A 22,627-nucleotide genomic window follows, 5' to 3' on the forward strand; every position below is an offset into this window, starting at 1 on the left:
GCGTCAATGCTTGACGCGCGCACTTCCACTCGGTTTGGCCTTGCTGCGCACCGTGACACGCTGCGCACTCTTGCGTGCCTTCTTCGGTGCCAACGGGCGCTCCAACGCCAGGTCCAGCACTTCCTCGATGTACTTCACCGGCACGATCTGCAGATCGCGGGTAACGTTTGCCGGAATGTCTGCAAGGTCCTTGCGGTTCTCTTCCGGAATGATGACCGTGCGGATGCCGCCCCGCAATGCGGCCAGCAGCTTTTCCTTCAAGCCGCCGATGGCGGTGACACGGCCACGCAGGGTGATCTCACCGGTCATCGCCACGTCGGCACGCACCGGCACCTTGGTCAGCATCGATACCAGCGAGGTGACCATCGCCGCGCCGGCACTCGGGCCGTCCTTCGGCGTAGCGCCATCGGGCACATGCAGGTGCACGTCGTGCTTCTGCAGGAAGTCGCTGTCGATGCCGAAGCCGACGGCGCGCGAACGCACCACCGACAGCGCCGCTGAAGCCGATTCCTTCATCACGTTGCCGAGCTGGCCGGTCAGGATCAGCTGGCCCTTGCCCGGCACCAGTGTCGATTCGATCTGCAGCAGATCGCCACCGACCTCGGTCCAGGCCAGGCCGGTGACCAGGCCGATCTCGTTCTCTTCCTCGGCACGGCCGAAGTCGAAGCGACGCACGCCCAGGTACTTGTCCAGGTTCTTGCTGGACACGTTGACCAGCGCCTTGGGCTTCTTCGCGCCCTTCTTCGCCTTCACCGGCTGCGGGCCGGCCAGCGCGATCTCCTTCACCACCTTGCGGCAGATCTTGGCGATCTCGCGTTCCAGGTTGCGCACGCCCGATTCGCGCGTGTAGTAGCGCACGATGTCTTGGATGGCGTCACTGCCGATCTCCAGTTCTTCCGGCTGCAGGCCGTTGGCCTTGACCTGCTTGGGCACCAGGTAACGGGTGGCGATGTTGAGCTTCTCGTCCTCGGTGTAGCCGGGGATGCGGATCACTTCCATGCGGTCCAGCAGCGGGCCGGGAATGTTGAGCGAGTTCGAGGTGGCCACGAACATCACTTCGGACAGGTCCAGGTCCACTTCCAGGTAGTGGTCGTTGAACGCGTTGTTCTGCTCCGGGTCGAGCACCTCCAGCAGCGCCGACGACGGATCGCCACGGAAGTCCATCGACATCTTGTCGATCTCGTCCAGCACGAACAGCGGGTTCTTGCTGCCAACCTTGTTGAGGTTCTGCACGATGCGGCCCGGCATCGAACCGACGTAGGTACGGCGGTGGCCACGGATCTCGGCCTCGTCACGCACGCCGCCCAGCGACATGCGCACGAACTTGCGGTTGGTGGCCTTGGCGATGGACTGGCCCAGCGAGGTCTTGCCCACGCCCGGCGGCCCGACCAGGCACAGGATGGGGCCCTTCATCTGCTTCACGCGCGACTGCACCGCCAGGTATTCAAGGATGCGCTCCTTGACCTTCTCCAGGCCGTAGTGATCGGCATCGAGGGTGTCCTGCGCCACCTTCAGGTCCTTGCGCACCTTGCTGCGCTTCTTCCACGGCACGCCCAGCAGCCACTCCAGGTAGTTGCGCACGACGGCGGCTTCAGCCGACATCGGCGACATCTGCTTGAGCTTGTTCAGTTCATTGCGCGCCTTGGCTTCAACCGCCTTCGGCATGCCGGCCTCGGCAATCTTGCGGGCCAGTTCTTCCAGCTCGCCCGGCGCGTCGTCCAGGTCACCCAGTTCCTTCTGGATGGCCTTCATCTGTTCGTTGAGGTAGTACTCGCGCTGGCTCTTCTCCATCTGCGACTTCACGCGGCCGCGGATGCGCTTCTCCATCTGCTGCACGTCGATCTCGCCGTCGACCAGGCCGACCAGCATCTCCAGGCGGTCACCGACGGCCAGCGTTTCCAGCAGGCGCTGCTTGTCGGCCAGGCGCACGCTGATGTGCGCAGCGATGGTGTCGGCCAGGCGCGCCGGCTCATCGATGCCCGACAGCGTCTGCAGCAGCTCCGGCGGCAGCTTGCGGTTGGTCTTCACGTACTGCTCGAACAGCGACATCAGCGAGCGGGCGATCGCCTCGACCTCGCGCGCTTCGCGCTCGTCGGTGGCCTCGATCTCCACCGCCTGGCCGTGCAGCGAACCGTTGCGCTCGTCGACGTGGGTGACCTGCACGCGCGACAGGCCTTCGACCAGCACCTTGATGGTGCCGTCGGGCAGCTTCAGCAGTTGCAGCACCTGCGCCAGCGTGCCGACCTGGTAGAGGTCGGCCGCATGCGGGTCGTCGGTTTCGGCCGACTTCTGCGCCAGCAGCAGGATGCGCTTGTCCGCCTCCATTGCCTGTTCGAGCGCGTGCATGGACTTGTCACGGCCGACGAACAGCGGGATGACCATGTGCGGGAACACCACTACGTCGCGCAGCGGCAGGACCGGCAGGTCGAGGGTTTCACTTGGGGAACGGGCCATGGGGGCTCCAGGGAAGGGGGAAAACCGCCTCCGGGAGGGCATCTTCCGGAGACAAAAAAAGCCGATGGCCCCGTTATGGGGCCATCGGCTTTCAGATGCAAGGCATTCCTTTAAAATCCTTTCCAATCAACAACCTGGAAGGATCACTCGGCGCCTGCGGCCTTCTGTTCAGGGGCCGCCGGGGTCTGGTAGATCAGGTACGGCTCGGACTTGTGCTCGATCACCGATTCGTCCACCACCACCTTGCTGACGTTCTCCTGCGACGGCAGGTCATACATGGTGTCCAGCAGGACCGATTCGACGATGGTGCGCAGGCCACGGGCGCCGGTCTTGCGCTTGAGCGCCTTCCTGGCGATGGCCGACAACGCGTCCGGACGGAACTCCAGCTCGACATTCTCCATCTCGAACAGCTTCTTGAACTGCTTGGTGATGGCGTTCTTCGGCTCGGTCAGGATCTTGATCAGGGCCGGCTCGTCCAGCTCCTCCAGGGTCGCGACCACCGGCAGGCGGCCGACGAACTCGGGAATCAGGCCGAACTTGATCAGGTCTTCCGGCTCGACCTCAGCCAGCACCTTGCCCACTTCCTGCTTGCGCTCGCTGCTCTTCACCTTGGCACCGAAGCCGATGCTGCCGATGTCGGTGGAACGGGCCTGGATGACCTTGTCCAGCCCGGCGAACGCGCCGCCGCAGATGAACAGGATGTTCTTGGTGTCCACCTGCAGGAATTCCTGCTGCGGATGCTTGCGGCCGCCCTGCGGCGGGACGCTGGCCACGGTGCCTTCGATCAGCTTCAGCAGGGCCTGCTGCACGCCTTCGCCGGATACATCGCGGGTGATCGACGGGTTCTCGCTCTTGCGCGAGATCTTGTCGATTTCATCGATGTAGACGATGCCCTGCTGCGCCTTCTCGACATCGTAGTCGCACTTCTGCAGCAGCTTCTGGATGATGTTCTCCACATCCTCGCCCACGTAACCGGCTTCGGTCAGCGTGGTGGCGTCGGCCATGGTGAACGGCACGTTGAGCAGGCGGGCCAGGGTTTCGGCCAGCAGCGTCTTGCCCGAACCGGTCGGGCCGACCAGCAGGATGTTCGACTTCGCCAGTTCGACGTCGTCGTTCTTCTGCCGGCTCTCGATGCGCTTGTAGTGGTTGTAGACGGCCACGGCCAGGGTGCGCTTGGCGCGGTTCTGGCCGATCACGTACTGGTCGAGGACCTCGAGGATCTCGCGCGGCTTGGGCAGCGAACTGCGTGCCGACTGCGCCTTCTCCTCAAGCTCCTCACGGATGATGTCGTTGCACAGCTCCACGCACTCATCGCAGATGAATACGCTCGGACCCGCAATCAGCTTGCGCACTTCATGCTGGCTCTTGCCGCAGAAAGAGCAGTAGAGGATCTTGCCGGTGTCCGTGGAACGACCTTGGCGGTCTTCGCTCATGCTTCGCTTACCCAGTTACCCCACCCGCTGAACGGGGGTTCGATTCGAGAATAGCACAGGGCCGAGGGGACACCAGTCCCGCCCGACCCTGCAGGAACGGGGCCTCCATGGCCCCGTGAAGGCCGGTCAACCGGCCTGGATCGACTCATCCGGACGACGCTCCAGGACCTGGTCGACCAGACCGTAGGCCTGCGCCTCGAAGGCGCTCTTGAAGTTGTCGCGCTCGGTGTCGCGGGCGATCGTCTCCAGCGACTGGCCGGTGTGCTTGGCCAGGATCTCGTTCAGGCGCGAACGCAGAGTCAGGATCTCTCGCGCATGGATGTCGATGTCGGTGGCCTGCCCCTGGTAGCCACCCAGCGGCTGGTGGATCATCACGCGCGAGTTCGGCAGCGCGTAGCGCTTGCCGGCTTCGCCCGCGGCCAGCAGCAGGGCGCCCATGGAGGCGGCCTGGCCGATGCAGGTGGTGCTCACATTCGGCTTGATGTACTGCATGGTGTCGTAGATCGCCATGCCGGCGGTGACCACGCCACCCGGCGAGTTGATGTAGATGTTGATGTCCTTTTCCGGGTTTTCCGATTCCAGGAACAGCAACTGCGCCACCACCACGTTGGCCATGTGATCGTCGATCGGGCCCACGAGGAAGATCAGACGCTCCTTCAACAGGCGCGAATAGATGTCGTAGGCACGCTCGCCGCGGCTGGTCTGCTCGACCACCATCGGAACCAGGTTCAGGGCTTTGGTTCGGTTGTCCATTACGTGAGGTACCTATCTTGGGGGGCAACAACCCCGCGCCGGCAAAGGCGCGGGGCATCCGGTGATCCGCCGGCTTACTGGCGGATCGCGTCCTGGAACGAGAGCTTCTCTTCGGTGTGCTGGGCACGCTCGGCGATCCAGTCGATCACCTGCTCTTCCATCACACGGTTCTGCAGGCCAGACATCAGCTGGGGGTCGTTGCGGTACATCTCAATGACCTGCTCCGGCTCTTCGTAGGTCGAAGCGATCAGACGCATCGTTTCGTTCAGGCGCTTGGCTTCCAGGCGCAGGTCGTTGATGCGGGCCACTTCACCGACCAGCAGGCCGACCAGCACGCGCTTGGCGGCAGCGTCCTTGAAGCCTTCGTGGGCATCGGCCGGGATCTCGCCGACGTTCTGGCCGTTGCGGCGCAGCTGCTCGACCTGCTGGGCCAGCATGGCGCGGGCTTCGTTCTCGACCAGGCGCGGCGGCATTTCGACCGACGAGTAGGCCGCGATCAGCTGCTCGCCGACTTCACGGCGCAGGCGGTTCATCAGCGCGCCCTTCAGCTCACGCTCCAGGTTGGCGCGGATGTCGCTGCGGAACTGCGCGACGTCGCCACCCTTCACGCCGAAGCTCTTGATGAAGGCTTCGTCGACCGCCGGCACGACCGGCTCGGACACTTCGGCAACCTTGACGGTGACCTGCACGGTCTTGCCGGCCAGCACCGGCACGCGCCAATCAGCCGGGAACTCGACGTCCAGGGTCTTCTCTTCGCCCTTGGCCAGGCCGACCAGGCCCTTTTCGATGGTGTCGAACATCATGCCCTGGCCGAGAACGATCGAGCCCTTCTCGGTGCCCTCGGCCGGCAGGCGCTCTTCGCCGGCCTGCGACCAGGTTTCCACCGCGACCAGGTCGCCTTCCTGTGCACCACGGCTGACCGGGGCCCAGGTACGACGCTGGTTCTGCAGGTTCTCGATCATCTGGTCGATGTCGGCTTCGGTGATCTCGGCGGTGTGACGCACGACGGTCAGCTTGCTGACGTCGATGTCGCCGAAGTCCGGCACCACTTCCACGGTGGCCACGAAGGAGAATTCACCCTCGTCGCCCTTGTCGATGCGCGGGCTGCCGACGACGCGCAGGTCGTGCTCGCGCACGGCCGCGTCGAAGGTTTCGCGCAGCAGGCCGTCCAGCGCCTCGCCACGGACCTGCGCGCCGAAGCGCTGCTCGATCACCTTGGCCGGCACCTTGCCCGGACGGAACCCCTTGATGCGGGTGGTACGGGCGATTTCGCCCAAGCGGCCGGCGATGTGGCTCTGCAGACGCTCTTCCGGCAGCGAGAAGCTCAGGCGGCGTTCCAGGTTGCCGGTGGATTCGATCGAAGCTTGCATGTTGACTCCTGCCACCGGTGGCCCACGCCCCCGGCTCGATGATTGGGATGAAACGGTTGTAAGGACGCGACGTCTGGGACGCGCCTGCTTGCCGCAGCCCTTTAGTTTCGCCCAATTCGGCCTGCACTGCCAGCGCGTGCCGGTCAAGGGGCGCAGATGGCCCGATCAGGGCGGGGACAGGCCGGCACTGGTGCGAAAGGGGGGACTCGAACCCCCACGCCTTGCGGCACTGGAACCTAAATCCCGAAGCCCCTGCCGATTAGTCCTTACCACTCAACTACTTACAGCTTTCCAGTCTATCAGGTGACGCTTCGGGTGACATATAGGTGACGCCGGGTGCCACGACAGGTGACACCAGGTGACGCCGAATAAAGTGGTCATCTTCGGCGGACCTCCTCCTAGGACAACCATTCAGAACTACTCATTGCTGTTCACCACCGAGGACTACTACAGTTCCACATAGGTCCACCCAGGACCAACAACCGAACCACTCAGGACCGTACCGGGCAGCCCCCGGTGCGGTCCTCCCGTTTTGACTTTTGCATCCCCCGAGGGCAAACGATGACGACTTGGCAAGAGAACGACCTGCACGCCGCCCAGCTCGAACTGGAGAAGGAAAGCACCAGCCTGGGCATTGCCCGCTACGAGAAGATCAGGGGGCAGCGCCAGGAGGCCGAGACCGGCCCCGGCCGCAAGCTGGTCATGGAGAGCATCGACGCCACCGCCGCCGCGATCATGGCGTTCGTGGCCGAAGCCGACACCGGCAAGCCAGGCAAGCGCCACGCCGCCCTCAAATTCATCCGCCACCTGAACCCCCACGCCCTCGCCTATCTGACCAGCTTCACCTGCGTCAACGCGCTGGTCGCCGATCACCGCAAGGCGGTGTCCGTGGCGATCACCCTGGGCCACGAGGTCGCCAACGAGATCAACTTCTCCCTGCTCCGCGAGAAGCACCCCGGCCTGTACCGGGTGGTCCAGGAGCAGCTCAAAAAGTCCACCTCGGCCCGGCACTCCACCTCCGTCATGCGGCACGTCATCGCCGACGCCGAGTTCGCCCCCGAGGACGACAATCGCCTCTACCTGTCCGACAAGGACGCGCTGCTGGTGGGCATGAAGCTCATCGAGCTGTTCGTCGAGGCGACCGGGCTGGTCGAGCTGGTCACCGTGGCCGAGCGAGGCAAGCGCCACCTGATCATCGCCGGGAATCAGAAGGTGCTCGACTGGCTGACCAAGGCCCACGACAGCGCCGCCCTGTACCAGCCGGTGCTGATGCCGATGGTCGTCCCGCCCCGTCCGTGGACCACGCCCCGCGACGGCGGCTACCTGACCGACATCGGCGGCCGGGCTGACCTCGTGCGTACCCGCAACCGCGCCTACAAGCGCGAGCTGGCGCTGGTCGATATGCCCAACGTCTACCAGGCCCTCAACGCCATCCAGGCAACCGCCTGGAAGGTGAACGTGCCCGTCCTGGAGGTCATGCGCGAGCTGTGGAACGCAGGCGGCGGTGTCGCCGGGCTGCCGGAGCGCGAGCTGATGGACCTGCCGAGCCGCCCTGCCCTGCTGGAGACCGACCCGGACTACTTCAAGGAGCACCACGCCGACGAGTTCAAGGAATGGAAGCGCGACCGCGCCAAGGTCTACGAGGCCAACGCACGCAGCGTGTCCACCCGCCTCGCCGCCGCGCAGAAGATCGCCCTGGCGGAGAAGTTCGCCGAGTACCCCGCGATCTACTTCCCGCACAACCTCGACTTCCGCGGCCGGTGCTACCCCCTGCCCCCGACGCTGACCCCGCAGGGTGATGATGCGGCCAAGGGCCTGCTGACGTTCGCCCAAGGCGTGCCGCTCGGCGAGGACGGTGCCTACTGGCTCGCCATCCACGTCGCCAACTGCTTCGGCGTGGACAAGGTGTCGTTCGAGGAGCGCGTGGCCTGGGTGCGCGAGCACGAGGAGCAGATTCTCGACAGCGCTCTCGATCCGCTGGACGGCCAACGCTTCTGGATGGACGCCGACAGCCCGTTCTGCGCGCTGGCCGCGTGCTTCGAGTGGCTTGGCTACAGCCTCAACGGCCGCGATCACGTCTCCCATCTGCCCATCGCGCTCGACGGCTCCTGCAACGGCCTCCAGAACTTCTCGGCCATGCTCCGCGACTCCGTGGGCGGCGCAGCCACCAACCTGATCCCGCAGCCGAAGCCCGCCGACATCTATTCGCGCGTGAAGGACGTGGCCCAGGAGAAGCTGCGCGCCCGTGCCGAAAGCGGCGACCCGCTGGCGATCAAGCTGGACGGCCAGCTCACCCGCGACATCGTGAAGCAGCCGGTGATGACGCTGCCCTACGGCGTCACGAAGTCGGGCATGCGCGCCCAGGTGCTCTCCAAGTTCAAGAAGCTGGGCATGGAGGACGATTGGGAGACCGCCGAGTACCTGGCGACCCTGCTATGGGAGTGCATTGGCGAGGTGGTGATCGCAGCCCGCGCGGCCATGGACTGGCTGCGTGACGCCTCCAAGGTCGCCTCGTCGGCAGACCTGCCGGTGAGCTGGACGACCCCTGCTGGCTTCCCGGTCCTCCAGGAGTACCGCGAGGAGGAAGGCGTCCGCATCCGGCCGCACGTCGGAGGCCGCGAGGTGAATTTAGTGGTCAACATCGGCGGTACTAAGCTCGACCGTCGCAGGCAGACCCTCGGGATCAGCCCGAACTTCGTCCACTCCTGCGACGCCAGCCACATGATGCTGACCACCTGCCTCGCGGCAGAGAACGGCATCGAGTCGTTCGCCATGATCCACGACTCCTACGGTACGCACGCGGGCCAGGCAGCAATCCTCGCCGCCGCACTCCGGCAGGCGTTCGTCGATCAATACAGCGGCAACGTACTGGCCGACTTCCGACAGCAACTCGTCGAGCAGCTCCCGCCAGAAGCGGCAGAGAAACTCCCACCCCTCCCGCCGCATGGCGACCTGGACCTCAGCCTGGTGCTGGAGTCGCGCTATTTCTTTGCCTAGTCCATCCCCCTTTGGCAATTGATACCCCAAGCGAGAACATCAACATGAGCATCAACTACCAGCACGCACTGAACACCTACGTTGCCCAGGACCACTTCGGTGTGGTCCTCGGCATCTACAACCCGGCCGAACACGGCACGGTCGAGGAGTTCAAGCACCGCATGACGGAGCTGCACGCAGGTGCGTGATCGCGTCATCGACGGACTGCACTCACGTTCCGCCGAGAGCGCCGCACGCGGCGCTTTCGTCGTGATCGACAGCGTGCAGTCCCTCGGCCACCCGGCCGATCAGGTGATCGGTTTGGCGTGCGCCTTCAAGAACTTCTGCGAAGTGCTCGGCCTCGATCCGATGGAAGTGCTGCGGGTCGTCTCGCGCATGGAGCAGGACTGTCGCTACCGGCAGGTCAACACCCTCAACGCCGTGCGCCGCTACGCGGAGCGCGAGCTGAAACCGCACTACCCGTGATGCGTGACCCGATCACCGACGCCTTCATCGACGAGGCGCTCATCGGCTTCGACATCGACGAAGCCTTCGGCATTTCCGCCGACACCCCACTGACCGCCGCCGCTGACCTGTGGCGTGCGGGCATCTATCTCCCGACCAACTACGAGACCGACAACTGATGGCAACCAAGAAGCGCGAACGATTCGTCTCCCCCAAGGGCACCGCCGTGTGGCCGCGCCTGAACGAACCGGACACCAAGTTCAAGCCGGAAGGCGAATACACCGTGAGCCTGGCGTTCGACCCGAACGACAAGGACTTCAAGGCGCTGGCGAAGAAGCTGGAAACCCGGCGCGACGAACTGTTCCAGGAGTTCCTGAGCGAGAACCCGAAGAAGAAGAAGGGTGCCGAAGTGGCCCCGGTGTTCACCGAAGAAACCGACGAGAACGGCGATGACACCGGCCGCGTGCTGGTGAAGTTCAAGATGAAGGCCAGCGGCGTCAGCAAGCGCACCGGCAAGAAGTTCACCATGCGCCCGGACATCTTCGACGCCCGCGGCAAGAAGATCGACAACCCGCCGCAGATCGGCGGCGGCAGCGAACTCAAGGTCTCCTACGAGATCGGCGGCTCGTTCGTCGAATCGGCCAAGAAGTTCTACCTGACCTGCTACATGGTCGCCGTCCAGGTGATCGAGCTGGTCGAGTTCGGCCAGCGCAACGCCAAGGACTACGGCTTCGGCGAGGAGGACGGCTACGAGGCCGCCGACAGCGCGCCGTTCAGCGACAGCGATGACGACTCGGACGACGACAGCGACTCCGACGACGAGGGCGATGACGGCGACTACTGATCCGCTGTCGGTCATCGTGGACACCGCGAGGGGGGCCAAGCATTTGGCCTCCCTCACGTTCCCGTTTGACCCGGTGCCCGCCTCGCGCCCGAAGGTTTCGCGCTGGGGCGTCTACTACGGCAAGACCTACAAGACCTGGAAGGAAGCCGCAGAGAAGCATCTGCCAGCCGGTGACCTGGACCTGTCGCCGACCGCTCCGGTTTTAGTGGTCATCATCGCGGTATGCAAACGCGCCAAGACCTCGAAGGCCGCGTTTCCCAAGGGCGACGTGGACAACCTCGCCAAGGGGCCGATGGACGTTGTGACCAAAGCCACCGGCTATTGGGCCGACGACAAGCAAGTCATGTGGCTGCTCTCCGGTAAGCGCTGGGCGCAGCCGGACGAAGAACCACGCACCGAAGTCCACCTCTACAAACTCTAAGTGCGCCTCAAACCTCTGGAATCGGTAGAGGCGCTGTTCGTCCTCGCCAGCATGACCCGCCCCGAGCAGGTCACGACCGGCGAAGAACTCGCACGCCTGCACCGCTCGCAGGGCTACTCGAAGATCGCCGTCCACTTCGTCATCGAACGTGACGGCTCGATCTACGACGGTCGCCCGCTGAATCAGCCCGGCGCTCTCGCCGGTAAGCACAACCAATCCGCATACCAAGTCTGCCTCCTGGGCGGCGTCAACGACGCCATGCAGCCCGAGGACAACTTCACCGAAGCCCAACACGCCGCGCTGCGACGCCTGCTCGCCGCCTACGGCAAGCCCGTCGTGTGGGCACCTGACTTCCCTCGATAGGAGAACCCAACGTGAAACCGCTGCCCCCGCAAACCCAGGTCGTCCTGGATCACCTGCGTCGCCACTCGCACCTGACCTCGTGGCAGGCCGAAGGCGTCTACCGCATCCGCCGCCTCGCCTCGCGCGTCGATGAGCTGCGCGCTGCTGGCTTCGAGATCGAAACGCAGACCTGCGAGGACGCCTCGGGGCAGCGGTACACGCGCTATCGCCTGTCGCGCCGTCAGCGCCGCAGCAAGGCTCCGCTCCTGGAAGCGCGCCGCGCTCCGAAGCAGTACCGCGTCGATGCGCTGCTCCAGCTGTATCGCAACTACTGCACCGACGAGCTGGGCCTCGACGCCAACGATGCGACCGAAGAAGTCGCCGCATTCACCAAGTTCCTGCTGGAGAAGAACGCATGACCAACACCGCCACTACCGTCATTCCGTCCGCGATGCGCCTGGCTTTCGAGCGCGCATGGGCGCGCGCCGACAAGCCGTTCCGCGGCCTGGGCCGCACCGTCAAGGGTGCGCTGAATCGTCGCCTCGGCATTTCCTACCGCAAGCGCATGTGGTCCGTGGAGCGTGCAAAGCGCTGACTCCGAATACCTCCACAAAGAGCCGTGCCCGAACTGCGGCAGCAAGGACAACCTTGCGCGCTACAGCGACGGGCACGGCTACTGCTTCGGCTGCGGTCACTACGAGCCAGCCGAAGGCGAGGAGGTCTCTCAACCCACCAGCAGGAAAACCATGAGCGACTTTGCGAAGGGTGAACCGCAAGCCCTGGCGAAGCGCGGTATCACTGAGGAAGCATGCCGTAAGTACGGCTACTGGATTGGCAAGGACAAGCACGGCAAGACCGTGCAGATCGCCAACTACAAGCGCGATGGCGGCATCGTCGCGCAGAAGCTCCGCTACCCCGACAAGAAGTTCTCGTTCATCGGCGACTCTAAGGCGTGCGGGCTGTTCGGCCAGCACCTCTACGAACCGGGGCGACGCCTCGTCATCACCGAAGGCGAGATCGACGCGCTCTCCGTGGCGCAGGCACTCGGCCTCCGCTGGCCGGTGGTGTCCGTCCCGAACGGCGCGCAAGGCGCAGCCAAGTCCATCAAGCGCGAGCTGGAGTGGGTCAACGGCTTCGACGAGGTTGTGCTCATGTTCGATATGGACGAACCGGGCCAGGCCGCCGCGCAGGAAGTGGCGCTGCTGCTGACTCCCGGTAAGGCCAAGATCGCACAGCTCCCAGCGAAAGACCCGAACGAGCTGCTCCAGCGTGGCGACGCCGAGGCGATCACTCGCGCCATCTACGAAGCGCAGACCAAGCGCCCCGATGGCGTGGTGACGTTCGGCTCCCTCAAGGAGAAGGCACTCAAGCCGGTCTCGATGGGCATGCCCTGGCACGACCCGCGCCTCACCGCGCTGACCTATGGCAAGCGGTACGGCGAGGTCTACACCTTCGGCGCAGGCACCGGCATCGGCAAGACCGACTGGCTGATGGAGGAAGCAGCCTTCATCGCGCAGGAAACCGGCGACCGTGTTGGCCTGTTCTTCTTGGAGCAGCAGCCGGTCGAGACGGCGAAGCGCATGGCGGGCAAGGTTGCAGGCCGCCGCTTCCACGTTCCCGATGGGAGCTGGACGCAGGAGGAACTGGAAGCCGCGTTCGAGATTCTCGACAAGGGCCAGGTGTTCATCTACGACCACTTCGGCTCGTCCGAGTGGGACGTGATCGAAGCCAAGATGGCCCACATGGTCGTCGCCGAGGGCGTCAAGCACATCGTCCTCGACAACCTCACGTCGTTCGCGGCCGGTGCCGAGGACGAGCGGAAGATGCTGGAGGACACGATGGCGAAGATCGCGCAGTTCGCGCAGCGCCACCTCATCTGCATCTACCTGGTCTCGCACCTCGCCACGCCGGAAGGCAAGCCCCACGAGGAAGGCGGACGCGTGATGCTCCGTCACTTCAAGGGCAGCCGCGCGATTGGCTTCTGGACTCACTTCGCGTTCGGCCTGGAGCGCAACACGCAGGCCGAGAACGAGGCCGAGCGCAACTGCACGACCTTCCGCGTCCTCAAGGATCGCTTCACCGGCCAGTCGAACGGCCAGGTTCTCTACTACAGCTACGACCACGCATCCGGCCGTCTGCTCAATGCAGATGCTCCGGGCGAATACGGCGACTTCGCCGACGAGTCATCCGATGTATCCACCTCCGACTACTGACGGCCGCTCGGTCGTCGGCTTCATCCCAGCTGATGCGCCGCTCTCCTTCGCTGAGAGCCTCGTTCTCCCCTACCAACTCCCGCGCTCCGACCAAGCCTGCCGTGTCATGTACGGCAAGCCTGGGCGGCGCGTGGTCATCCACATCAAAGCCGAGGAACTACCCCCAATGAAAGAGATCGTCGCCATCGCAATCGACCTGCTGACCGCTCCGTTCCGCAAGGACACCGTGACCGACGTGGTGAAGGTGCTGGAGGGCCAGGTGGACAAGCTGTTCAAGATCAGCGCCGACCGCATCGCCACCGCATCGACGCTGCGCGACAAGGCCGATGTCCTGCACTCGCAGGCCGACGAGCACGAGGACGAAGCCGAGCGCGCCCTGCGCGTCGCCGAGCGCTTCACCAACCTGATTCGCTAAGGGACCAACCATGACTGCCGAGCAACACGCTCGGTCCCTGTTCAACGTGTTGCCGGCCGAAGTCCGCCACCTGGTCATCCTGGGTGGCGGAAGCCTGCGCGCGTTCTACGACGGGACCGAAATCAAGGACATCGACTGCTTCTTCAAGTGCAGCGCCGACTACTACTACGTCTCCAACGTGCTCGACGACATGCCTGGGTGGACCAGCGAGGATGCCCCGACCGGCATCCGCAACTTCCGCTCGCCCTGCGGTCGCCTTGTCAGCCTGATCGGCTTCGAGTTCGGCACTGTGGATGAGCATGTGCGCCGCTTCGACCTGCGCTGCTGCGCAATGGCCGCCGTGTTCCTGAAAAAGTACGACGAGGTGGTGGTGTGCTACTACGACCTCGCCGAAGTGGTGCGCGACTGCACCGAGAGGCTGCTGTTCGTTCTGAACAACAACGGCACCGAGCGAACCATCCGCCGCATCACGCACTACGTCGAGGACTACGGCTACACGCTGCATCCCGACCAGCCCGAGCAGGACGAACTGTTCGAGGACGACGACTTCCGCGGCCACGCGCCGCAGGGCGTCCACACGCCGCCGAAGGCCCCCGAGCCGGAGTACATCCTCCGCGCCCGCCGCCGCGTCCGCGCAATCCCCGTAACCAACCACGGCTACCCGTAAGGAGGACCGCCGTTGATCCTCGTATTCGACTGCGAGACCAATGGCCTCCTCGACGAACTTGACACGATCCACTGCATTTCCCTCCAAGAGGTAGATGAGACCGGCGCACCGCGCGGTCCCATCCTGTCCGCCAACGATCACGGCACGGGCGAAATGACAGTCCGTCAGGCCGTCGAGAGGCTCAAGAAGGCCAAGCGCGTTGTCGGCCACAACATCGCCGGATTCGACATTCCGGCTATCGCCAAGGTGTTCCCGGACTTCAAGCTCCAGGCGTACTTCGACACGCTGCTGATGTCCACGCTGGTCTACCCGGACCTCAAGGACCGCGACTTCAAGGCCCGCAAGAAGCAGGGAGCGAACCCGGTGTTGCCCGGCAAGCTGATCGGCCGCCACTCCCTCGAAGCGTGGGGCTACCGCCTCGGCCGCTGGAAAGGCGACTACGCGGCGCAGATGGCCGCACGCGGCCTCGACCCCTGGGCACAGTGGTCTCAGGAAATGGACGACTACTGCGACCAGGACGTTGCGGTCACGCAAGCGCTGTTCGCGTTGTTGATGAGCAAGGGCCTCCCCACCGAGGCCATCGAGCTGGAGCAGGCCGTCGCGCCGATCCTCTCGCGTCAGCAGCGCTACGGCTACCTGTTCGATCAGGAGAAGGCGCGTGAGCTGGAGTGCATCCTCGTGTCCCGGCGCACTGCGCTGGAGGCCGAGCTGCGCAAGGTCATTCCGCCGTGGAAGGTGGTGAAGCGCAAGTTCGTACCGAAGCGCGACGACAAGCGCCGCGGTTACGTCAAGGGCGTGGAGGTCACGACCTACAAGGACGTGGTGTTCAACCCGGCAAGCCGCCAGCACATTGCTGACCGCTTGACTGCAATGTACGGCTGGCAGCCCCAGGAGTTCACCGAGAAGGGCCAGCCGAAGATCGACGAAGAAGTCCTGGGCGCGCTCAAGTTCCCGATCATCCCGCTCCTGCTGGAGCACTTCATCGTCAACAAGCGCCTCGGCCAGCTCGCCGAAGGCGACGAGGCGTGGCTCAAGGCCATCAAGAAGGACGGCCGCATCCACGGCAGCGTGAATCAGAACGCAGCGGTGACCGGCCGCATGACGCACTCGAAGCCGAACATCGCTCAGGTGCCGAAGGTCCAGCACTCGAAGGAGAAGGGAATCCTCAAGGGCCAGGAAGGCGGCTACGGATTCGAGTGCCGCTCGTTGTTCTGCGTCCCAACAGGGAAGCTCCAGGTCGGCGCGGACGCCTCGGGATTGGAGCTGCGCTGCCTGGCGCACTTCATGGCAAAGCACGACGGCGGCGAGTACGCCAAGGTCATCCTCGAAGGCGACATCCACTCCGTCAACCAATCAGCGGCAGGACTGCCCACCCGCGACAACGCCAAGACCTTCATTTACGCCTTCCTCTATGGGGCAGGCGACGCGAAGCTCGGCTCCATCGTGGGCAAGGGTCGCCAGGCCGGGGCGAAGCTCCGCTCGAAGTTCCTGGCGGGGCTGCCTGCGCTGGAGAAGCTGGTACGCGGGGTCAAGAAGCGCGCGGCCGAGAAGGGATACCTGATCGGTCTCGACGGCCGGAAGCTGCACATCCGCAGCGACCACGCCGCGCTCAATACCCTGCTCCAGTCGGCCGGTGCGCTGGTGATGAAGAAAGCCCTGGTGATCCTCGACGCCGACCTGCAAGCCGCAGGGTTGGTGCCGGGCGTCCACTACGAGTTCCTCGCCAACGTCCATGACGAGTGGCAGATCGAAGTGGACGAGGACAAGGCCGAGTTCGTGGGTAAGACCGCCCAGGCTGCCATCCGCAAGGCTGGCGATTACTTCGGCTTCCGCTGTCCGCTCGATGGCGAGTTCAAGATCGGAAGGAATTGGGCCGAGACGCACTGACCCGCGGCAAGCGGGACATTGCACTCGCCCTGGTGCGCCAAGCGAAACGCCGGGCAGCAAGGAAGGGACTGCCGTTCGACCTCACGTCGGACGACATCGTGGTCCCCGACTTCTGCCCGGCGCTGGGCATCCCGCTGTACCGCGCTGTCGGGCGCAAGGCCCAAGGCCCCAACTCACCCACGCTCGACCGCATCGAACCTGACCTCGGCTACGTCCGGGGCAACGTGCGCGTGATCTCCGCACGCGCGAATCAGATCAAGTCCGACGCGACTCCCTCGGAGCTTCTGCGAGTCGCCTGTTACGTCCAAGAGAACCGATGAACCCAACCAACATCCTGCGCGCCCTAGCGGCGCTGCTGGTCGTTGCCGCGCTCGCGGCTGGCGGCTTCGCAGCCTGGAAGTACACCGCAATGGCCCAGCGCGTGACGGAGCTGGAGGAGTCGGCAAAGGAACTGGCCGACCTCAAGCAGACCGTCGAGACCCTCAACCGCGAAGCCGTGCGCCGCTCTGCCTTCGATGCAGCGCTGCGGAACGCCCGCGCCACCACCAACCGCTCTGTGGAGATTGCAGCAAATGCTGACCCGGAAACTGGCGATTACCTGTCTCGCCGCATTCCTGACGAGCTGCGCCGCGCACACCTCGAAAGTCGTGCCGGAGCAGTTCCTCCAGCCGACCGTCATTGAGGGCACGCACTCCTCACTCGACGCCGTGATGGCTGACCCGACCACCACCACCTACGACCTCTACCGCTTCGGCGGCAACGCCGAGGACGGCCTCCTGCGCTGCAACGCCGACAAGGCGAGCGCCCTGGAAGTCCTCAAGGAATCGAACCGATGAACGAGAATCAGCTTCGCGTGCATTTCATTGGCGGCCCCGCTGACGGCGATGTCCGCTTGATCGCTCCATGTACTACCTACCGCGTGGCTGTGCTCGAACATCAGCCCGAGGTTCACGCCTACAACGCCAAGTGCCCGTGCTGCACGGAGCGCATGCTGCGCCCCGTGGAGTGGAACCCCGCGATGTACTTCATCCGCCGCGTTGGCGAGAAGTGCTGGGTCGCCGTACACGAGAGCATGGCATGAAGCGCGCCCTCCTGATCCTGGCGCTGTGCGCTGGCCTCGCTGCGTGCGACATGAAGCCCTGGCCGCCACGCGCCGATTACGGCTCGTGCCTGAAAGGGCACACCGAGAGTAGCCTGATGCTGATCCCCAACGGCAATGGCGGATTCTCGTACATCCCCACCAGCGATTACGTCTGCGACGAGTACGAGTACCCGCTCGGCGACGGCCCGGAGTACCAAGCCGGAATGAAGCGCTACGCCGCCGAGCTACAGGCGTGGTACGAGCGTCACCCGGAGAAGCGGCCATGACCTCCGTATTCCAACTGCCGAAGGTGGCCGGATACTGGAGGATTGGTAACAGCTTCATGGTCCAGGCCCACAAGCGGCCGTGCCTGCTGCACCGCTGGTTCTCCCTGACTCTCCTGGGATGGCAGTGGGTGGACGCATGAGCAAGCGCGGCCCCCTGCTGCTGATCGACGCCGACGTGCTGCGCTACCAGCTCGCGTTCTCGAACACCGCGAACATCGACTGGAACGGCGACGGCAACAAGGTCGAAGCGATCCAGCCCGAGCGCGCGAAGGCGAAGCTGGAGGACTACATCGACGAGATCGTCGAGAAGTTCGGCGCGCGTGATTACCTGCTGGCCCTGTCCTGCAAGAAGCACAACTTCCGCAAGGACATCGACCCCACCTACAAGCTCAACCGTGCCAGCAAGGACAAGCCTGCCCTGTGGTACGTCCTCGACGAGTTCGTATACGACGAGTTCGGCGACAAGATCGTGGAGATCGAGAACCTGGAAGGTGACGACGTGCTGGGGCTGCTGGCCTCGCACCCGAATCCGAAGCGCGCGCCAGGCAGCCGCATCGTCGTGTCCATCGACAAGGACATGCAGACGATCCCCGGCATCCGTCTCTACAACCCAAACCGTCCCGACGTGGGCGTCCGGCCAATCTCGGCTCACGACGCTGACCTGTTCTGGATGAAGCAGGTGCTCACGGGCGACCAGGTGGACAACTACCCCGGCTTCCCCGGCATCGGCCACAAGGGAGCGGACGAGCTGCTCATGCCCATCCACGAGGCGTACCGCGATGCGTCCGTCGAGGAGCACCTCGGCGCGCTGTGGAACACCGTCGTCACCACCTACACCACCCGCATCCCCCGCGGCGGCACCGAGCCGCTGTCGAAGCACGATGCGATCCGCCAAGCACGCCTCGCGCGAATCCTGCGCTACGGCGACTACAACCCCAAGACCAAGGAAGTGAAGCTGTGGAAACCCTGATCCTGTTCATCACCATCGTCGCCGTGCTGGCCGTGCTGTTCGCCTTCGTCGCCTACGGCGCTGCCTGGCTGTGGTGGCGCAGCCTCAACACTCTCGAACGCACCCTGTACCGCTCGGCTGGCAGCGTCAAGCTGTGGCCGGCCGCTGTCGGCGTTGCTGGCGCGGCTTGGCTGATCGCCCGGTGTTTCGCCTGACGACAACCAAGCCACCTGATCCTGCTTACCGCAACTCGTCCAGGTAGAACTGCTTCCAGTGTGCAATCTCTGATGGATTCCGACTTACGGGTTCTCGGCTATTGAAAACCCAAAGCTGGATCGCCTTCGGCGTAGTCAACGTTTCATACGTGCAGCTGAACTCGGTGAGCTTATCTGTGATGAGCTGCTTGGCCGCATCGTAGCGCTCTCGCTGAATTCCTTGTGCTTGCCCTGATGCCACGAGCGCATCCATCGCCTCCTGTAGGCCATAGAGCTTCTGTGCAAGCTCAGAGATTTCAGCTCCGTTTGCGTTACTCGGCGTAGAACTCGCCATACCTGTCTCCTTCCATAACGAACACGAATTGTACCCGGCTAAGGCCGGGTTTCTCTTTTGGAGTCCCCATGAAGATCATCGGAATCACCGGCCGCGCCCGTAGCGGCAAAGACACCCTGGCCGAGTTCCTGGTCAGCGACCACGGCTTCGTGAAGCTCTCCTTCGCGGCCCCGATCCGCGCCTTCGTGGCGGACATTACCGGCCTGCCGGTGTCCGCGATGGAGGACGGCCCGCTCAAGGAGGAGCCGCTCGACTGGCTCAACGGGCAGACGCCCCGCCGCCTGATGCAAACCGTGGGCACCGAGTGGGGCCGCGAAATGATCGACCGCGACCTGTGGGTCAAGGTGGTCGCGCAGAAGATCCGTCAGGCCCGTCGCGACGGCGCTGCTGGCGTCGTGGTTTCGGACGTTCGCTTCGATAACGAGGCGCAGTTCATCCGCGAGTGGGGCGGCCAGGTGGTCCAGGTGCTCCGCGACAGCGCGACCCCGGTCTCGGCGCATGCCTCCGAGGCAGGCGTCCACGGCGACCTGATCGACACCGTGATCGACAACAACGGCCCGATCCACCGCCTGCGGATGGTCGCGGAATCGCTGGCCCGACTCTAAGGGTTTAGTGGTCATCATCGGGGGAAACGACAGTTTCCCCACCTATTCATAACCCAGGAGTTCTATGCAAATCCCTCTGCACTCCTACGACCTGATCGACCTCCTGGACGAACTGCACCCCGAAGTGATCTACGACCCCGCCCAGCCGAAGGAGGAGTTCCTGCTCCGGCAGGGCGAGCGTCGCCTGATCCTCCGGCTCAAGGCGCTGCGGAAGGTCGAGCAGATGGAGCACCGCGCCCGCTAACCATGTGCAGCAAGCCCAACATGCCGGACCAGCAGGAGAAAGACCCGATCCTGCTGACCCGCCAGGACACCCAGCCGACCGGCCACGCGGCCGATCAGCGGCGTAAGTCCAAGGTCCGCCTGGACCTGAACAACGCAACGCAGTACCAAGGACTGACCATTCCGAATGGCTGACGCCAAGCAGACCTCGGCCGAGAAGCAGACGGCCGCGAAGCGCTACGGCGATCTCAAGTCCAACCGCAAAGAAGCCGAGACGCGCGCCAAGCGCTGCGCCAAGGTCACCCTGCCCCGCCTGTGGGTGGACGAGGGCGCGAAATCGCGTACCCCCGGTTCCGCCTACATCGACACCGGCCCGAAGTGCGTCAACGCCTTGGCCTCGAAGATCGTGCTGGCCTGGCTCCCGCCGAACGCCTCTGTGTTCAAGCTCGCGCCTGACCAGGCCGTCGCCGAGAACATCGCCGAGCAGGCTGGCGTGGAGACCTCCGAACTGGAGGCCGCGCTGGTGGACGTGGAGCGGGTCATCGTCAACGACCTGGAGACCAGCGGCGTCCGCCCGGTCCTCAGCGAGGCGGCCAAGCACGCCATCGTCCTCGGCAACTTCCTGCTCTACGACCCCGACGAGGGCAAGCCCAAGCTGTACCCGCTGACCTCCTACGTGACCGACCGCGATGGCCTGGGCAACGTGCTGGAGATCATCACGCTCGACAAGATCGCCCCGGCGATGCTGCCGGATTCGATCCGCGCGGCGGTGATGCAGAAGCTCGCCCAAGAACGCGACGAAAAGACCAAGAACGACGACGTGAACCTCTACACCTGGGTACGTCGCTCGGAAGATGGCAAGGAGTGGGAAGTGGTCCAGGAGGTCGAGGGCGTCGAAGTCCCCGAGACCGTGGGCACCTACCCCATCGACGCCTGCCCGTGGATTCCCCTGTGCGCCCCGCCGTCCCTCGTGGACGACTACGGCGAGGGCTTGGTCTACGACTACGTGGGCGCGTTCGAGTCGCTGGAGGCGCTGCGCAAGGCGATCCGTAAGGGTGCCGCCGCGCTGGCGAAGATCATCATGTTCCTCAAGCCGACCTCGACGATCCGCGAGCGCCAGCTCACCGAGGCCGAATCCGGCGCGGTGCTGCGTGGCGAGGCCAGCGACGTGACCACGCTCCAGCTCCAGAAAGCCTACGACCTGAACTTCGTGCGTCAGGAGGCCGAAGGGCTGGCGAACTCGCTGGAGCTGATCTTCGGCGTGAAGTCCGCCGTGCAGCGCCCCGGCGAGCGTGTGACCGCCTACGAAATCCGGGTGCTCACCCAGGAACTCGACGACGCCCTCAGCGGATTCATGGCGATGTCGGGCGAGCAGCTCTTGCTGCCGCTGATCCGCCGCCGCCTACACAAGCTCCAGAAGCAGGGTCGCCTGCCCGAGCTGCCGCAGGAACTCATCAAGCCGCGCATCACCGTTGGCATCGCTGCCCTCGGCCGCGGTCACGACCTGAACAAGCTGATCGAGTTCGGTCAGGCAGTGGATGCACTTGTCGGCGCAGAGGAGAAGGCACGCCGCCTCAACAGTGGCGAGGCGATCTCCCGACTGGCCGCCGCTTCCGACATTTCCACCAAGGGCCTGATCCGCTCCGACGACGAGCTTGCTGCCGAGCAGCAGGACGCCTCGGCGCAGGAGGCGATGGTCCGTGCCGCTCCGAATATCGCCTCAGCGATGACCCAAACCCTGTAACCCCGAGAAGGACGCAATGTCGAACGAAACCACCGAGAAGCCCGCCAAGCCGACCAAGGAAGCCCCGAAGGCTCCGAGCGTCGAGCGTAAGGGCAAGGCCGAGATCACCCGCAAGACGAACGGCCTGGTCATCGTCAACTACAAGCCCGAGGACAAGTAATGTCGCAGCCGGGCAAGTCCGAAGTGACCGTCAGCCTTGACGGCATCAACGGCCAGCCGACCCCAGGTCAGCAGCCGCCGCAGAACTCCCAGGACACCCAGCAGCCCGCACAGGGCGCGCAGGGTGGCACCGATGGCGAGCGCCTGTTCGGCGGCAAGTACAAGACCGTGGAGGAGCTGGAAGCCGCCTACGCACAACTGAGCACGCCAGCCGACGACAAGGGTGGCAAGGGCGGCCCCGCGACCATCGACGACGCCACCGCGGATGACGCGCGTGACGCCTTGGCGCGAGCTGGCCTGAACCTGGACGACTTCGCCACCGAGTTCAACTCGAACGGCTCGCTGTCCGAGGAGAGTTACAAGAAGCTCCAGGACGCGGGCTATCCGAAGGAGCTGGTGGACGTGTACGTCGATGGCCTGCGCGCTCGCGTGCAGACCTACGAGAACGCCGTCTACTCGCCCGCAGGTGGCAAGGCCGGTTACGACGGCCTGGTCCAGTGGGCCAAGACCAACCTGAGCGCCGAGCAGAAGCGGGCGTTCAACGAAGCGGTGCAGTCCGGCGACGCCGGCCGCGCAGCGCTGGCAGTCCAGGGCCTCGTCGCCCTCCGTGGCGGCAACGGCCGCCTTCTGAATGGCAAGACCGCATCGAACGCCGATGCTGGCCCCAAGCCGTTCCAGTCGCAGGCGCAGGTCGTCGAAGCGATGCGCGATGTGCGCTACCACCGTGATCCGGCTTACCGCGCGGAAGTCTCCGCCCGCCTGGCCGTGTCGCCGCTGTTCAAGTAATCCAC

Annotated in this window: 32 protein-coding genes; 27 read left to right on the forward strand and 5 right to left on the reverse strand. The window is 64.6% G+C overall.

The window, feature by feature from the left end; all coding sequences use genetic code 11:
* Positions 1 to 3: 3 nt before the first annotated feature.
* The 4 genes from lon to tig form a co-directional block, all read right to left on the reverse strand.
* Positions 4 to 2,454 (reverse strand): endopeptidase La, encoded by a 2,451-nt coding sequence (lon, locus tag AC5P6A_RS02615; protein WP_021202276.1) that lies wholly within the window; start codon positions 2,452 to 2,454, stop codon positions 4 to 6.
* A gap of 143 nt (positions 2,455 to 2,597) precedes the next feature.
* Positions 2,598 to 3,887, reverse strand: a complete 1,290-nt coding sequence (gene clpX / locus AC5P6A_RS02620) for an ATP-dependent Clp protease ATP-binding subunit ClpX (protein ID WP_049466059.1) — start codon at positions 3,885 to 3,887, stop codon at positions 2,598 to 2,600.
* 126 nt (positions 3,888 to 4,013) lie between these two features.
* Positions 4,014 to 4,640 (reverse strand): ATP-dependent Clp endopeptidase proteolytic subunit ClpP, encoded by a 627-nt coding sequence (clpP, locus tag AC5P6A_RS02625; protein WP_019659528.1) that lies wholly within the window; start codon positions 4,638 to 4,640, stop codon positions 4,014 to 4,016.
* 74 nt (positions 4,641 to 4,714) lie between these two features.
* Entirely contained in the window at positions 4,715 to 6,010 is a 1,296-nt protein-coding gene (gene tig / locus AC5P6A_RS02630) for a trigger factor (protein WP_019659529.1), read from the reverse strand.
* Between the two features lie 561 nt (positions 6,011 to 6,571).
* Between tig and AC5P6A_RS02635 the strand changes: the two genes are divergently transcribed.
* From AC5P6A_RS02635 to AC5P6A_RS02735, 21 genes are all read left to right on the forward strand, one after another.
* Positions 6,572 to 9,007, forward strand: coding sequence for a DNA-directed RNA polymerase (locus tag AC5P6A_RS02635; protein ID WP_495222208.1), 2,436 nt, complete (start codon positions 6,572 to 6,574; stop codon positions 9,005 to 9,007).
* 44 nt (positions 9,008 to 9,051) lie between these two features.
* On the forward strand, positions 9,052 to 9,195 hold the full coding sequence (locus tag AC5P6A_RS02640; RefSeq protein ID WP_005412422.1) for a hypothetical protein: 144 nt from the start codon (positions 9,052 to 9,054) through the stop codon (positions 9,193 to 9,195).
* Positions 9,188 to 9,472, forward strand: a complete 285-nt coding sequence (locus AC5P6A_RS02645; protein WP_005412421.1) for a hypothetical protein — start codon at positions 9,188 to 9,190, stop codon at positions 9,470 to 9,472. The genes AC5P6A_RS02640 and AC5P6A_RS02645 overlap by 8 nt, the downstream gene beginning before the upstream one ends.
* Positions 9,472 to 9,630: a hypothetical protein gene (locus AC5P6A_RS02650; protein WP_154267700.1), complete on the forward strand. Its 159-nt coding sequence runs from the start codon at positions 9,472 to 9,474 to the stop codon at positions 9,628 to 9,630. Before AC5P6A_RS02645 ends, AC5P6A_RS02650 begins: the two co-directional genes overlap by 1 nt.
* Positions 9,630 to 10,295: a hypothetical protein gene (locus tag AC5P6A_RS02655; protein WP_004154595.1), complete on the forward strand. Its 666-nt coding sequence runs from the start codon at positions 9,630 to 9,632 to the stop codon at positions 10,293 to 10,295. The genes AC5P6A_RS02650 and AC5P6A_RS02655 overlap by 1 nt, the downstream gene beginning before the upstream one ends.
* On the forward strand, positions 10,279 to 10,716 hold the full coding sequence (locus AC5P6A_RS02660; RefSeq protein ID WP_495222209.1) for a RusA family crossover junction endodeoxyribonuclease: 438 nt from the start codon (positions 10,279 to 10,281) through the stop codon (positions 10,714 to 10,716). Before AC5P6A_RS02655 ends, AC5P6A_RS02660 begins: the two co-directional genes overlap by 17 nt.
* Entirely contained in the window at positions 10,717 to 11,079 is a 363-nt protein-coding gene (locus AC5P6A_RS02665; RefSeq protein WP_004154593.1) for an N-acetylmuramoyl-L-alanine amidase, read from the forward strand.
* 11 nt (positions 11,080 to 11,090) lie between these two features.
* The gene (locus AC5P6A_RS02670) at positions 11,091 to 11,477 is read left to right on the forward strand and encodes a helix-turn-helix domain-containing protein (RefSeq protein ID WP_004154592.1); all 387 of its coding nucleotides are present in this window, start codon (positions 11,091 to 11,093) and stop codon (positions 11,475 to 11,477) included.
* Complete coding sequence (locus AC5P6A_RS02675) at positions 11,474 to 11,653, forward strand: hypothetical protein (RefSeq protein ID WP_004154591.1); 180 nt, start codon at positions 11,474 to 11,476, stop codon at positions 11,651 to 11,653. The genes AC5P6A_RS02670 and AC5P6A_RS02675 overlap by 4 nt, the downstream gene beginning before the upstream one ends.
* 151 nt (positions 11,654 to 11,804) lie before the next feature.
* Positions 11,805 to 13,271, forward strand: coding sequence for a toprim domain-containing protein (locus AC5P6A_RS02680; RefSeq protein ID WP_005412418.1), 1,467 nt, complete (start codon positions 11,805 to 11,807; stop codon positions 13,269 to 13,271).
* Between the two features lie 166 nt (positions 13,272 to 13,437).
* Positions 13,438 to 13,686 (forward strand): hypothetical protein, encoded by a 249-nt coding sequence (locus AC5P6A_RS02685; RefSeq protein ID WP_495222210.1) that lies wholly within the window; start codon positions 13,438 to 13,440, stop codon positions 13,684 to 13,686.
* A gap of 10 nt (positions 13,687 to 13,696) precedes the next feature.
* Entirely contained in the window at positions 13,697 to 14,353 is a 657-nt protein-coding gene (locus AC5P6A_RS02690) for a hypothetical protein (RefSeq protein ID WP_495222211.1), read from the forward strand.
* Between the two features lie 12 nt (positions 14,354 to 14,365).
* Positions 14,366 to 16,240, forward strand: a complete 1,875-nt coding sequence (locus AC5P6A_RS02695; RefSeq protein WP_495222212.1) for a DNA polymerase — start codon at positions 14,366 to 14,368, stop codon at positions 16,238 to 16,240.
* Positions 16,222 to 16,560: a hypothetical protein gene (locus AC5P6A_RS02700; protein WP_050483582.1), complete on the forward strand. Its 339-nt coding sequence runs from the start codon at positions 16,222 to 16,224 to the stop codon at positions 16,558 to 16,560. The genes AC5P6A_RS02695 and AC5P6A_RS02700 overlap by 19 nt, the downstream gene beginning before the upstream one ends.
* Positions 16,557 to 16,922, forward strand: coding sequence for a hypothetical protein (locus tag AC5P6A_RS02705; protein ID WP_005412414.1), 366 nt, complete (start codon positions 16,557 to 16,559; stop codon positions 16,920 to 16,922). Before AC5P6A_RS02700 ends, AC5P6A_RS02705 begins: the two co-directional genes overlap by 4 nt.
* Positions 16,923 to 16,950: 28 nt before the next feature.
* Positions 16,951 to 17,076: a hypothetical protein gene (locus tag AC5P6A_RS02710; RefSeq protein ID WP_258013034.1), complete on the forward strand. Its 126-nt coding sequence runs from the start codon at positions 16,951 to 16,953 to the stop codon at positions 17,074 to 17,076.
* Entirely contained in the window at positions 17,073 to 17,321 is a 249-nt protein-coding gene (locus tag AC5P6A_RS02715; protein WP_495222213.1) for a hypothetical protein, read from the forward strand. The genes AC5P6A_RS02710 and AC5P6A_RS02715 overlap by 4 nt, the downstream gene beginning before the upstream one ends.
* Positions 17,318 to 17,608 carry a hypothetical protein gene (locus AC5P6A_RS02720; protein ID WP_495222214.1) on the forward strand — a complete coding sequence of 97 codons (291 nt, stop codon included), beginning with the start codon at positions 17,318 to 17,320 and terminating at the stop codon, positions 17,606 to 17,608. The genes AC5P6A_RS02715 and AC5P6A_RS02720 overlap by 4 nt, the downstream gene beginning before the upstream one ends.
* Positions 17,605 to 17,748, forward strand: a complete 144-nt coding sequence (locus tag AC5P6A_RS02725; protein ID WP_495222215.1) for a hypothetical protein — start codon at positions 17,605 to 17,607, stop codon at positions 17,746 to 17,748. The genes AC5P6A_RS02720 and AC5P6A_RS02725 overlap by 4 nt, the downstream gene beginning before the upstream one ends.
* Positions 17,745 to 18,578 (forward strand): phage exonuclease, encoded by an 834-nt coding sequence (locus AC5P6A_RS02730; protein ID WP_439426633.1) that lies wholly within the window; start codon positions 17,745 to 17,747, stop codon positions 18,576 to 18,578. The genes AC5P6A_RS02725 and AC5P6A_RS02730 overlap by 4 nt, the downstream gene beginning before the upstream one ends.
* A complete protein-coding gene (locus tag AC5P6A_RS02735) occupies positions 18,566 to 18,772 on the forward strand; it encodes a hypothetical protein (RefSeq protein ID WP_005412408.1) in 207 nt (68 codons plus the stop codon). The genes AC5P6A_RS02730 and AC5P6A_RS02735 overlap by 13 nt, the downstream gene beginning before the upstream one ends.
* A 25-nt stretch (positions 18,773 to 18,797) precedes the next feature.
* Here AC5P6A_RS02735 and AC5P6A_RS02740 read toward each other — a convergent pair whose 3' ends face one another.
* Positions 18,798 to 19,106, reverse strand: coding sequence for a hypothetical protein (locus tag AC5P6A_RS02740; protein ID WP_111007466.1), 309 nt, complete (start codon positions 19,104 to 19,106; stop codon positions 18,798 to 18,800).
* Between the two features lie 68 nt (positions 19,107 to 19,174).
* Between AC5P6A_RS02740 and AC5P6A_RS02745 the strand changes: the two genes are divergently transcribed.
* From AC5P6A_RS02745 to AC5P6A_RS02770, 6 genes are all read left to right on the forward strand, one after another.
* On the forward strand, positions 19,175 to 19,711 hold the full coding sequence (locus AC5P6A_RS02745; RefSeq protein ID WP_315806040.1) for a deoxynucleotide monophosphate kinase family protein: 537 nt from the start codon (positions 19,175 to 19,177) through the stop codon (positions 19,709 to 19,711).
* Between the two features lie 64 nt (positions 19,712 to 19,775).
* Positions 19,776 to 19,955: a hypothetical protein gene (locus tag AC5P6A_RS02750; protein WP_004154580.1), complete on the forward strand. Its 180-nt coding sequence runs from the start codon at positions 19,776 to 19,778 to the stop codon at positions 19,953 to 19,955.
* A gap of 20 nt (positions 19,956 to 19,975) precedes the next feature.
* Positions 19,976 to 20,128, forward strand: a complete 153-nt coding sequence (locus AC5P6A_RS02755; protein ID WP_005412406.1) for a hypothetical protein — start codon at positions 19,976 to 19,978, stop codon at positions 20,126 to 20,128.
* Positions 20,121 to 21,677 carry a portal protein gene (locus tag AC5P6A_RS02760; protein WP_495222216.1) on the forward strand — a complete coding sequence of 519 codons (1,557 nt, stop codon included), beginning with the start codon at positions 20,121 to 20,123 and terminating at the stop codon, positions 21,675 to 21,677. Before AC5P6A_RS02755 ends, AC5P6A_RS02760 begins: the two co-directional genes overlap by 8 nt.
* A 16-nt stretch (positions 21,678 to 21,693) precedes the next feature.
* Complete coding sequence (locus tag AC5P6A_RS02765; protein WP_004154577.1) at positions 21,694 to 21,837, forward strand: hypothetical protein; 144 nt, start codon at positions 21,694 to 21,696, stop codon at positions 21,835 to 21,837.
* Positions 21,837 to 22,622 carry a capsid assembly protein gene (locus AC5P6A_RS02770; RefSeq protein WP_004154576.1) on the forward strand — a complete coding sequence of 262 codons (786 nt, stop codon included), beginning with the start codon at positions 21,837 to 21,839 and terminating at the stop codon, positions 22,620 to 22,622. Before AC5P6A_RS02765 ends, AC5P6A_RS02770 begins: the two co-directional genes overlap by 1 nt.
* The last annotated feature ends 5 nt before the right edge of the window (positions 22,623 to 22,627 follow it).

The organism is Stenotrophomonas sp. YJH_SMC_20 (assembly GCF_059367845.1).

Excerpts from the sequence above, each read along its gene's own strand:
- lon (WP_021202276.1), bottom strand. The coding sequence starts at position 2,454 with ATGGCCCGTTCCCCAAGTGAAACCCTCGACCTGCCGGTCCTGCCGCTG.
- clpX (WP_049466059.1), bottom strand. The coding sequence starts at position 3,887 with ATGAGCGAAGACCGCCAAGGTCGTTCCACGGACACCGGCAAGATCCTC.
- clpP (WP_019659528.1), bottom strand. The coding sequence starts at position 4,640 with ATGGACAACCGAACCAAAGCCCTGAACCTGGTTCCGATGGTGGTCGAG.
- tig (WP_019659529.1), bottom strand. The coding sequence starts at position 6,010 with ATGCAAGCTTCGATCGAATCCACCGGCAACCTGGAACGCCGCCTGAGC.
- AC5P6A_RS02635 (WP_495222208.1), top strand. The coding sequence starts at position 6,572 with ATGACGACTTGGCAAGAGAACGACCTGCACGCCGCCCAGCTCGAACTG.
- AC5P6A_RS02640 (WP_005412422.1), top strand. The coding sequence starts at position 9,052 with ATGAGCATCAACTACCAGCACGCACTGAACACCTACGTTGCCCAGGAC.
- AC5P6A_RS02650 (WP_154267700.1), top strand. The coding sequence starts at position 9,472 with ATGCGTGACCCGATCACCGACGCCTTCATCGACGAGGCGCTCATCGGC.
- AC5P6A_RS02655 (WP_004154595.1), top strand. The coding sequence starts at position 9,630 with ATGGCAACCAAGAAGCGCGAACGATTCGTCTCCCCCAAGGGCACCGCC.
- AC5P6A_RS02660 (WP_495222209.1), top strand. The coding sequence starts at position 10,279 with ATGACGGCGACTACTGATCCGCTGTCGGTCATCGTGGACACCGCGAGG.
- AC5P6A_RS02675 (WP_004154591.1), top strand. The coding sequence starts at position 11,474 with ATGACCAACACCGCCACTACCGTCATTCCGTCCGCGATGCGCCTGGCT.
- AC5P6A_RS02680 (WP_005412418.1), top strand. The coding sequence starts at position 11,805 with ATGAGCGACTTTGCGAAGGGTGAACCGCAAGCCCTGGCGAAGCGCGGT.
- AC5P6A_RS02685 (WP_495222210.1), top strand. The coding sequence starts at position 13,438 with ATGAAAGAGATCGTCGCCATCGCAATCGACCTGCTGACCGCTCCGTTC.
- AC5P6A_RS02690 (WP_495222211.1), top strand. The coding sequence starts at position 13,697 with ATGACTGCCGAGCAACACGCTCGGTCCCTGTTCAACGTGTTGCCGGCC.
- AC5P6A_RS02705 (WP_005412414.1), top strand. The coding sequence starts at position 16,557 with ATGAACCCAACCAACATCCTGCGCGCCCTAGCGGCGCTGCTGGTCGTT.
- AC5P6A_RS02710 (WP_258013034.1), top strand. The coding sequence starts at position 16,951 with ATGGCTGACCCGACCACCACCACCTACGACCTCTACCGCTTCGGCGGC.
- AC5P6A_RS02715 (WP_495222213.1), top strand. The coding sequence starts at position 17,073 with ATGAACGAGAATCAGCTTCGCGTGCATTTCATTGGCGGCCCCGCTGAC.
- AC5P6A_RS02720 (WP_495222214.1), top strand. The coding sequence starts at position 17,318 with ATGAAGCGCGCCCTCCTGATCCTGGCGCTGTGCGCTGGCCTCGCTGCG.
- AC5P6A_RS02725 (WP_495222215.1), top strand. The coding sequence starts at position 17,605 with ATGACCTCCGTATTCCAACTGCCGAAGGTGGCCGGATACTGGAGGATT.
- AC5P6A_RS02730 (WP_439426633.1), top strand. The coding sequence starts at position 17,745 with ATGAGCAAGCGCGGCCCCCTGCTGCTGATCGACGCCGACGTGCTGCGC.
- AC5P6A_RS02740 (WP_111007466.1), bottom strand. The coding sequence starts at position 19,106 with ATGGCGAGTTCTACGCCGAGTAACGCAAACGGAGCTGAAATCTCTGAG.
- AC5P6A_RS02745 (WP_315806040.1), top strand. The coding sequence starts at position 19,175 with ATGAAGATCATCGGAATCACCGGCCGCGCCCGTAGCGGCAAAGACACC.
- AC5P6A_RS02750 (WP_004154580.1), top strand. The coding sequence starts at position 19,776 with ATGCAAATCCCTCTGCACTCCTACGACCTGATCGACCTCCTGGACGAA.
- AC5P6A_RS02755 (WP_005412406.1), top strand. The coding sequence starts at position 19,976 with ATGCCGGACCAGCAGGAGAAAGACCCGATCCTGCTGACCCGCCAGGAC.
- AC5P6A_RS02760 (WP_495222216.1), top strand. The coding sequence starts at position 20,121 with ATGGCTGACGCCAAGCAGACCTCGGCCGAGAAGCAGACGGCCGCGAAG.
- AC5P6A_RS02765 (WP_004154577.1), top strand. The coding sequence starts at position 21,694 with ATGTCGAACGAAACCACCGAGAAGCCCGCCAAGCCGACCAAGGAAGCC.
- AC5P6A_RS02770 (WP_004154576.1), top strand. The coding sequence starts at position 21,837 with ATGTCGCAGCCGGGCAAGTCCGAAGTGACCGTCAGCCTTGACGGCATC.